The 9,453-nt window shown below is 37.9% G+C and carries 10 protein-coding genes; 8 read left to right on the top strand and 2 right to left on the bottom strand.

The window, feature by feature from the left end; all coding sequences use genetic code 11:
* The 7 genes from JUJ52_RS21935 to JUJ52_RS21905 all read left to right on the top strand — a co-directional run.
* The coding region (locus JUJ52_RS21935) for an ABC transporter ATP-binding protein (protein WP_483887875.1) at positions 1-238 on the top strand (238 nt) is incomplete at its 5' end.
* 442 nt (positions 239-680) lie between these two features.
* Entirely contained in the window at positions 681-1,853 is a 1,173-nt protein-coding gene (locus tag JUJ52_RS21930; RefSeq protein WP_121604001.1) for an alanine racemase, read from the top strand.
* Positions 1,853-3,181, top strand: coding sequence for a D-arabinono-1,4-lactone oxidase (locus tag JUJ52_RS21925; RefSeq protein ID WP_051388390.1), 1,329 nt, complete (start codon positions 1,853-1,855; stop codon positions 3,179-3,181). The genes JUJ52_RS21930 and JUJ52_RS21925 overlap by 1 nt, the downstream gene beginning before the upstream one ends.
* Before the next feature lie 93 nt (positions 3,182-3,274).
* Positions 3,275-3,706, top strand: coding sequence for a hypothetical protein (locus JUJ52_RS21920; protein ID WP_205389150.1), 432 nt, complete (start codon positions 3,275-3,277; stop codon positions 3,704-3,706).
* A gap of 65 nt (positions 3,707-3,771) precedes the next feature.
* On the top strand, positions 3,772-4,401 hold the full coding sequence (locus tag JUJ52_RS21915; protein WP_205389149.1) for a lysozyme family protein: 630 nt from the start codon (positions 3,772-3,774) through the stop codon (positions 4,399-4,401).
* Positions 4,402-4,555: 154 nt separating this feature from the next.
* Positions 4,556-4,936, top strand: coding sequence for a RidA family protein (locus tag JUJ52_RS21910; RefSeq protein WP_205389148.1), 381 nt, complete (start codon positions 4,556-4,558; stop codon positions 4,934-4,936).
* Between the two features lie 12 nt (positions 4,937-4,948).
* Positions 4,949-6,118: an iron-containing alcohol dehydrogenase gene (locus JUJ52_RS21905; RefSeq protein WP_205389147.1), complete on the top strand. Its 1,170-nt coding sequence runs from the start codon at positions 4,949-4,951 to the stop codon at positions 6,116-6,118.
* 68 nt (positions 6,119-6,186) lie between these two features.
* On the opposite strand, the gene JUJ52_RS21900 is transcribed toward JUJ52_RS21905, so the two are convergent.
* Together JUJ52_RS21900 and JUJ52_RS21895 are read right to left on the bottom strand one after the other, a co-directional pair.
* Positions 6,187-6,432 (bottom strand): YuzB family protein, encoded by a 246-nt coding sequence (locus JUJ52_RS21900; RefSeq protein WP_026682256.1) that lies wholly within the window; start codon positions 6,430-6,432, stop codon positions 6,187-6,189.
* Positions 6,433-6,595: 163 nt separating this feature from the next.
* Positions 6,596-7,849, bottom strand: coding sequence for an MFS transporter (locus tag JUJ52_RS21895; protein ID WP_034679416.1), 1,254 nt, complete (start codon positions 7,847-7,849; stop codon positions 6,596-6,598).
* Positions 7,850-8,110: 261 nt separating this feature from the next.
* On the opposite strand from JUJ52_RS21895, the gene JUJ52_RS21890 reads away from it, so the two are divergent.
* The gene (locus tag JUJ52_RS21890; RefSeq protein WP_026682254.1) at positions 8,111-9,040 is read left to right on the top strand and encodes a DUF1002 domain-containing protein; all 930 of its coding nucleotides are present in this window, start codon (positions 8,111-8,113) and stop codon (positions 9,038-9,040) included.
* Positions 9,041-9,453: the final 413 nt, after the last annotated feature.

The following is a 9,453-nucleotide window of genomic DNA, read 5'->3' as shown; positions in this document are numbered from 1 at the left end:
GGAGCTAGCAGACAGTGAAGAGCTCTATAATAATCCGATTCATCCATATACGAAATCATTGTTATCCGCTATTCCACTGCCAGATCCGAATTATGAACGAGGTCGTCAGCGTACAGCATATGATCCATCCGTTCATGATAAAAGTGAAGAACCAGAGTTTCGTGAAGTGAAACCTGGACATTGGGTGCGTTGTACGACAAAAGAATTAGAGCAGTATAGGAAAGATTTAGGGCTATAAATATTTGGAAGAAAAGCCTTTTATATAATAAGCTATGTGAAAGCAGTGCTGTTTGGTGGCTGCTTACGAAAAGGGAGTATATTCCATTGATATGACAGTTTTTGGAGATAGTCCGATATAGGAATTCTGCTATCAATTGATAGCAGAATTTTTTTGGTTTTTGTCTAGAAAATTACATATGGATGAATATGGGCGTGTTGAGTCGCGTCCAGCTCCAGCGCCCAGAAACTAGGCGACTTCACGAATCGTACTAATCTAAGTCATCACCGAATCGCTAGTACACCGTTCACTCCAGTCGCTTGGTTTCTAATCGGGCGCTTGCGCTTTTTATTCTTCCAGATAATGTGGGTTTTATCCCTGGATTACTGCCAAAGTTGTTAGTTTATTATTAGCTTGCACTTTAGTTTTCATTAAAGGATACTAGAATAAAGGTGGTGATGTCATGTTCACAAAAGAGCTACTCGAGCGGGAGCCACATCCTGGTTTGGTGCTTGATCTAGCTGCGTTAGATAAAAACTGCGATATAATTTCTGAAAAGTCAAATAACAAAAAGGTGAGGATTGCTACGAAATCGATCCGTTCGATTCCAGTCATCGAGAGAATATTAGCGAATAGTTCCGTATTTCAAGGATTAATGTGTTTTAGTCCAAAAGAAGCATTATTTCTGTATGAATATGGTTTTCGTGATATTTTACTAGGCTATCCGGTTTGGGATGCTTCCCTGCTTGCAAAAATTGCAAAGATTAATAAATCGGGTGGGAAAATTATTTGTATGGTAGATCAGCGTGAACAGATTGTGTTTTTACAATCCATTGCTAAACAGTATGATGGACTCATTTATACCTGTCTTGATATCGATATGAGTACTAATTTCTTTGGCTTTCATTTTGGCGTCCGTCGTTCGCCATTACGTGATGTAACGAGTGTAATAGAGATAGCACATGTTATTTCCAAACAATCCCATCTAAAGTTGACTGGTGTAATGGGTTATGAAGCGCAGCTTGCTGGTGTGCCTGATCAACTACCCAAGCAATGGGTATTGAACAAAGCTGTAACAGTATTAAAGAAAAAATCAGTGGCAAAGATAGCCGATAGAAGAAAGGCGATAATCAATGCTTTAACAAATGAAGGATTCTCTCTTGAAATTGTCAATGGGGGTGGGACAGGTAGTTTGGTAACAACTTCTAACGAAAGAGTTGTAACAGAGGTAACCGTTGGATCTGGTTTTTATGCACCATTGTTATTTGATTATTATAAGCAGCCGATCGGAACGAATCCTTCTCTTTTCTTTACATTACCGATTGTACGGCAACCTGAACAACAAATCTATACTTGTTTAGGAGGGGGATATGTGGCTTCCGGAAGCCCAGGGGTGGATAAGTTACCGCAACCAGTTTTTCCTGAGGGTAGCAAACTCATTTCGGTCGAGGGTACGGGTGAGGTGCAGACACCTGTGTTTATTCCAGTACCAATGCATTTAGGGGATTATGTTGTTTTTCGTGCTGCTAAAGCTGGTGAAATATGTGAACGATTTACGAATATAGCTTGTATAACAAATGGAAAAGTTGTGGACCATTATAAAACATATCGTGGAGAAGGGATGTGCTTCTTTTAATGAAGGAAACTAGAGAATGGAAAAATTGGTCTGAAACTGCTCATTGTAAGCCTAGAGAAGTGTTATTTCCAACATCAGCAGAAGAGGTATGTGACTATGTAAATATGGCAAGAAAGGAACAACGGCGGATACGAGTTGTTGGAGCAGGGCATTCATTTACCGAAATTGCTGTCAGTGAAGATTACTTAATGTCATTAGACCATTTAACTGGAGTGACGCATTTAGATAAGGAATTGAACACGGCTACTATCCTTGCAGGTACACGCCTTCATGAATTGTCAAAGCAATTAGCAGCTGAGGGCTATTCTCAGGAAAACTTAGGAGATATTAACGTGCAGAGTATCGCAGGAGCAATATCTACAGGTACACATGGCACCGGAATTAAATTTGGTAATTTAGCTACACAGGTGTTGAGCTTCACGCTTGTAACTGCAAAAGGAGAAACTCTAACTATAGCAAAAGAGCAAGATGAAACGTTATTTCATGCAGGGGTCATTTCTTTAGGTTTGTTGGGTGTTATCGTAGAAATTACCATCAGCGTGATACCTGCACCTACTTACAAACTTACGAGCAGTAAATATAAGTTTAGAGACTTATTAGAACAATTACCTACATTAATAGAGCAAAATCGTCATTTTGAATGCTTTTTATTTCCTTACTCTGATCTCGTCCAAATAAAGACAATGAACCTCTCAGAACAAGCTCCCCAGTCCTTACGAAAGCATCGAATGGAAGCATTAATAGTAGAGAATCACCTATTTAAGCTTCTATCAGAAACCGTTAGACTATTCCCTTCCACAAGTCGATCGATCAGTCGATTATCAGCAAAGGCAATTGGTTCATCAACTATTCATGGAAAAAGCTTTGATTTATTTGCAACGGAACGACGAGTGCGATTTCGTGAAATGGAGTACAGTATTCCTCTAGAAAACGTAAAAGTAGCTCTAATTGCGATACGTGAAAAAGTAGAAACTGCCAGATATCAGGTTCATTTTCCAATTGAGGTAAGAATGGTCAAACAAGATCAGTTTTGGCTCAGTCCTGCTTATAAGCGTAATTCTGCATATATCGCTTTTCATATGTATAAGGGGATGCCCTATGAGAATTATTTCGGTGATATGGAAAAGCTACTTCAAAATTATCAAGGGAGACCACATTGGGGGAAAATGCATAAGCTGAATCTCTCAAAATTGAAGGCGCTTTACCCGAAGTTGGATGAATTTCTAAATATTAGAAAGCAGCTAGATCCTACTGGTCTTTTTTTAAATGATTATGTTGTCGATTTATTTGCGTTGCAAGCAATGGGCGATGAAGCTAGTATCTTTTGATCTAGTAATAGATTTGTTAATATAACTAAAGTAAGGTAATCTAGGAATAGAGTTTTTGATCAAGCATGTAATGGGATAAAGGAGAAGCTGGAGATGAAATTATCAAAGCTTGCCGTAATAGGTCTTGTAGCTGGTGTTATGCTTGGTGGAATATTAAAACTGATACAAATTACAACCTCTAAGCAAGTTTATACACTCTTATTAAATATAGATTCCATTCCTATTATAAAGGAATGGACTCTAAATGAGCTAGAAGAGTTTTCCCTGCATCTAATCGTATCTATTATTCTCGTTCCAATCTTATATGTTGTGTTGAACAAGTTTGGTCGACAAAATCAACTGATAGCTTATGTAATATCTGGTAGCATGATTGGATTGCTATTATATACAACAACAGTAATGTCATCCCGTACCCCTGATATAACGGATGGGATGGCATTTTTCTACTGGATGATCAGTCATATGATGTTTGGAGCAATTGCTGGAGCATTTGTGATTTTAGGAAAGAAAAACAGTAAAGAATGAAGCATGTTTGACAATGAAGGTAAGATATAGTTATTTAAAGATCGTATATAAAGGAATAGATGCATATGAAACGCAATAAGAAAATAAAAACAGCTATAAAACGAACCATCTTCCTAGCTTTTCTACTGTTCTCCCTATTTATTGGAATTTCGCTATTAGCTTATCAAGAACAGGCAGAAAATTCATCACCTACTTCCTCCTCTCCGATCATTAGTGAGGAAGTTAAAGCGTATCGGCCAGTTGTTGAAAAATATACGAAACAGTATGATGTGTCGCAACATATTGATACATTATTAGCAATGATGATGCAGGAATCTGGCGGAAGAGGAGATGACCCTATGCAATCATCCGAAAGCTATTGTGGTGAACGTGGGTGTATCCAAGATCCAGAGCTCTCTATTAAACAGGGAGTCTATTATTTTTCACAAACATTAAAAGAGGCAAACGGAGATTTGCTTGTAGCAGTTCAATCCTATAATTTTGGAAAAGGGTTTATTAATTATATGAAGAAGCATTCCGATCAATTTTCTCAAGAAGCTGCCATCATATTTTCTCAGGAAATGTATGCAAATGATCCGGATAAGGAGAAGTACCGATGTCTTCGCGATGGAGCTGAAGAATTAGGAGCTTGCTATGGAGATATTTATTATGTGAAATCAGTTATGGCATATAAAGACAAATTAGCAGAAGAGTAGAATCGAACATGTTATGATGATAAAGTAAAACTTCAATTAGTTAGTGGTTTGTCTATCCCCTACTTATCCATATTGGCTTCACTTTATTGCTTAAAGTGGGAGTATTACTGCCAGTTATATGCGGGGTGAAAAGAAATAAAAGGAGGAATGTAACATGGTGAAGGCGATTCATACCGAACAAGCACCAGCTGCACTAGGACCGTATTCGCAAGCAATTGAAGCAGGTGATTTCCTTTATGTGTCTGGACAAATAGGAATTGACCCGATCAGCGGCAACGTTGTTAATGGAATTGAGGGTCAAACAAAACAAGTTTTAGAAAATATTAAAGCAATTTTACAGGAAGCAGGCACGGATTTTTCTAAAGCAGTAAAATTTACGATTTACTTAAAATCGATGACAGACTTTGCAACAATCAACGAGATTTACGGTAGTTACCTTACAGAACCCTATCCTGCAAGAGCTACGATTGAGGTAAGTAAATTACCTAAAGATGTACTCGTTGAAATGGATGTTACTGTATATACGAAAGCATAGGAGGTTAAAACAGTGGAGAACTTCACATACCATAATCCGACAAAATTAATCTTTGGAAAAGGCCAACTGGATAAACTTCCTGAGGAGATACAGCCGTATGGAAAAAAGGTACTTATCGTTTATGGAGGCGGAAGTATAAAGCGTAACGGCATTTATGATAATGTTTTAACTAAGCTAAATGAGTTTCACGCAGAAGTATATGAATTAGCAGGGGTAGAACCTAATCCGCGAATCTCTACTGTACGTAAAGGTGTAGCGATTTGTAAAAAAGAAGGCATCGATTTTCTTTTAGCTATTGGGGGCGGAAGTACGATTGATTGTACTAAAGCAATTGCTGCAGGTGCAAAAACAGATGTAGATATGTGGGACATTGTGACGAAGAAGGAGCAAGCGCTTGATGCACTTCCATTCGGTACCATCCTAACCTTAGCAGCTACCGGTTCTGAAATGAATCGTGGTTCTGTTATTACCAATTGGGAAACGAATGAAAAGCATGGGTGGGGTTCTCCATATACAAATCCAATATTTTCCATCCTTGATCCAACGCACACGTTCTCAGTTCCGAGAAATCAAACCATTTACGGTATCGTAGATATGATGTCACATGTGTTGGAACATTATTTCCACCAAACAGGGAATACGCCAATACAAGACCGTTTCTGCGAATCTATCTTACTTACGGTAATAGAAACAGCACCAAAGCTATTAAATGATTTAACGAATTATGAGTTCCGTGAGACGATCATGTTAAGCGGTACATTAGCATTGAATGATATGCTAAGCATGGGGTTTCGAGGTGACTGGGCAACACATAACCTAGAGCACGCAGTATCCGCAGTACATGACATCCCTCATGGTGGTGGGTTAGCAATATTATTCCCTAATTGGATGAAGCATGTACTGGACGAAACAAACGAAGCGCGTTTTAAACAACTAGCTATTCGTGTGTTTGCGGTAGACCCTACAGATAAAACAGATCGTGACATCGCCTTAGAGGGGATTGAAAGGTTACGCGCTTTTTGGAGTGGAATTGGTGCGCCTTCTAGCCTAGCCGATTATTCGATTGATGCAAGCTCTGTAGACGAAATGGCTGAGAAAACAGTCATTGCTAAGCCCAGATACGGCAACTTTAAGGAATTAACCAAACAAGATTCGATTGAAATTTTCCAAGCAAGTCTTTAAGTAGTTAATTATAACAAATAATGACATATTTCCCGGGAAATGATTAAATAAAAAGAAGAACTGGCCGCTTATTCATACACAGCCAGTTCTTCTTTTATTACTGCTCTAATTTTGTCTAAACACTCTTCAGGTGTGTTTCCGAAAATGCGTTTATTGTTCACGAGTGCATAAGGTTTAACTCTACAAAGCCCGCAAAAAGATAAACATTCATTCATGAGTACAGCTACCTCAGGAAATTCCTTCTCAAGAATCTCTTCTATATTAATGGAAGTGATTGCATTTCCGTCACAGACCTCTACTACGACTATTCCCACTGCTATCACTTTCTTTCTATTTGATACTAGTCCCTTCAAAGGAAGGGGCTCTGTTAGTTTTAGCATATTCTAACAGATAAATCAATTTCTTTAGCCTAACATGGGATTAGGAGCACAGATTTTCCTAATTCTATCATGACATATATTTACGAAACTTATTTCGTTATGATCTGTGTGTAGATAGTGAATGAGAATCGTTTTGGCTATACTCATATTTAAACCAGCATACAAGCATGATAACACCGCTCAGAAGTAATAATGCACTTGTTACCACGAAGACTGCAGAAAAACCAAAAAACCCTGCCAGAGCACCCCCAAGTGCTGGACCGATAATATTCCCCAAAAAACGGAGGCTTGTGTTATAACCAAGTACTTCTCCTTGCATAGAAAGGGGAGCTTTTTGGCGAATATACGCGATACGTAAAGGGATAATCCCACCGATGGATATTCCAAGTAAAAACCTTAATATTACGAGTTGCCAAATCGACGTAACAAAGGCACCAGGCAGATAAACAATGCCTGCCATAAATAACAGAAAGATAAGAACCTTTATATATCCAATTTTGTCACCAATTTTACCCCATTTTCTAGTCATTAATAAATTTCCAAGTCCAGCTGCTGAAAAGGCGATACCAGCAAACAAGGCTATGTTTTCTGGGCCATGTATATCTGCAACAAATAATGATAAGATCGGTTGAATGCTAAAATGCGCGACTTGTACTAACGTCGAAATTAGCATAACAACAAGTAACACGGGTTGATTCACGATGTGTTGGATTACCTGTTTTCTTGTGTATGTGCGATAGTCATTCGCGTCATCCGAAAGCTTTGTTTTTACTTCTTTAACACCGAGTAAAACGATGATGCCAGAAATGAAAACAGTAACAGAAACCCACTTAAACGTGTTGGCATAACCAAAAGTATCAGCAAGTGTTCCGCCAAGTAAAGGTCCCATAAGCGTTCCGGTAATGCTTCCTGTTTGCAGCGTACCTAATACTCTTCCGGCAATATGTTTTGGAGTCTGTGTGGAAATAAAGGCTTGCGACATCGGAATGAATCCAGTTGCTACTCCCATAAATAAACGGAGTAAAAATAGCTGCCATACGGAAGTGGCAAATCCCATTAATAAAATGGAGATACCAATTCCAACCGCGGAGAAAATTAAAATCTTCTTTCTACCATATTTGTCTCCAATCCTGCCCCAGATCGGAGAAAAAATAAATGCCGTTACAAAGGTTATTGCAAATATCCATCCTGACCAATTCTGTACATATGAATCTGAGAAATTCCCCATTGTTTCAATATATAAAGAAATAAATGGAAGTACCATTGTCATACTTCCGGCAATAAAAAAGTTAGCAAACCACATGATTGCTAAGTTTCGCTTTACTATAGGATGATTATCAATGATGGTCATGCCCTTCTTTCCTAATTATTTCGTTACCCTAAATATATAGGAGATGCTACATAAAGAAAAATAATTTGCTTACTAGTTAAGTCTTCATTAATATATGACTAAAATCTATATAGTAGTTGTAGACGTATTATCTACATCGCAAGCCTTATTTTTTATAAGAATGATACCCATATTATTTGAAAACAGGTATAATGGGTGCATAATGTTATTTGGAAATAAATAAATATAGGATAAATTAGTACACATAAAAGGAGAACAAAAATGTTAAAACGTCAATTAAAAAAATTTTTAATAGGGATGCTGATTGTTGGACTAGTACTTGGAATAAGTTTACCTGTACAAGCGGACAATGGAGCTAGTGATACAGAAAGTATAAATGAAAAGTTAGGCTCACCAATCGTTGTTTATGGGGCTCAATTAAATAAGAATCAGCGAACCGAGGTTCGAAAATTATTAAACATCAAAGAGGCAGATAATGTAGAAGAATTTGATGTCTCCGGGCAAGATGGTGCCAAATATATTAATGGTGATCCAAATTCGAACATGTATTCCAGTGCAAAAATTACCCGTCAGGAAGAAGGAAACGGCTTAACAATTAATATTGTTACTCCAGATAACATTACAGAAGTTACGAAAGAAATGTATGCGAACGCCCTGCTGACCGCGGGAGTAGAAAATGCTACTGTGGACGTTGCTTCACCTGTTAAAGTTAGTGGACATTCTGCATTAACGGGTATATATAAGGCTTATGATGTTAAAGGAGAGCAACTAGATAAAGAACGTATGGAGCTAGCAAACGACGAATTGGATGTCGCTACAGACCTCGCAAAAAAAGAAGGCATGAGTCAGGAAAAGGTTAGTGAATTACTAACCGAAATTAAACAGACAATTGCTGAACAAAACCCTGCTACGAAAGAGGATGTTGAGCGTATTGTACAAGAACAGCTTGACAAGCTAGAGATATCTCTTAGTGAAGCAGATAAGCAAATGCTGATTGATTTATTTGAAAAGATGCGAGACTTAAATATTGATTTTGATAAAGTTAAAAATCAATTAGAAGATATTGCATCGACGATTAAGGATAAGGCAAATGAGCTTGGGTTGGACGAGGGATTTTGGGAGAAAGTAGCAAACTTCTTTAGTGAATTATTCCAAGCATTGAGCAACTTTTTTAAAGGATTATTTAATTAACGAATAGCCAAAAACATAGATCTTCCCTCAAGCTGTCGAGAAATTTTTCTCGGCAGTTTTTATTTCTTTTAAAAGGGGATATCATTCCAGTTGATAAGACAAACAGGTATTATTTTCTGCCAATAAAAATGGTTTGTTTCTCTATAAGCTACGATCTAGTTAAAAAAGAGGTTTTTTTTATAAGTTAAGAAAGTATAAAATCAGTGCAATGACTGCGTTAAGCCAAGTAGTTATTTTGAATGTTAGATGTATATTGGCAATGCTCTGACTAATTACTTCGCTTTCCGCGGGCACGGCCTCAACTAACTTTGCAAAGAAGAACACGTTGCAAAGTGGATTTTCGGCTCGCGCTAATTCCGCAGGAGTCTACGTAATTCGTCTCCGCTATGCGAAGGTGCAACAATTCTTGTCAT

Source organism: Virgibacillus sp. AGTR (assembly GCF_016919725.2).
In the GTDB taxonomy this organism is placed as follows: domain Bacteria; phylum Bacillota; class Bacilli; order Bacillales; family Amphibacillaceae; genus Virgibacillus; species Virgibacillus salarius.
This window is presented reverse-complemented; position numbering and strand designations above follow the sequence as displayed.

What these genes read in the sequence shown, in the direction of transcription:
- JUJ52_RS21930 (WP_121604001.1), top strand. Translation starts at nt 681, where the DNA reads ATGTTCACAAAAGAGCTACTCGAGCGGGAGCCACATCCTGGTTTGGTG.
- JUJ52_RS21925 (WP_051388390.1), top strand. Translation starts at nt 1,853, where the DNA reads ATGAAGGAAACTAGAGAATGGAAAAATTGGTCTGAAACTGCTCATTGT.
- JUJ52_RS21920 (WP_205389150.1), top strand. Translation starts at nt 3,275, where the DNA reads ATGAAATTATCAAAGCTTGCCGTAATAGGTCTTGTAGCTGGTGTTATG.
- JUJ52_RS21915 (WP_205389149.1), top strand. Translation starts at nt 3,772, where the DNA reads ATGAAACGCAATAAGAAAATAAAAACAGCTATAAAACGAACCATCTTC.
- JUJ52_RS21910 (WP_205389148.1), top strand. Translation starts at nt 4,556, where the DNA reads ATGGTGAAGGCGATTCATACCGAACAAGCACCAGCTGCACTAGGACCG.
- JUJ52_RS21895 (WP_034679416.1), bottom strand. Translation starts at nt 7,849, where the DNA reads ATGACCATCATTGATAATCATCCTATAGTAAAGCGAAACTTAGCAATC.
- JUJ52_RS21890 (WP_026682254.1), top strand. Translation starts at nt 8,111, where the DNA reads ATGTTAAAACGTCAATTAAAAAAATTTTTAATAGGGATGCTGATTGTT.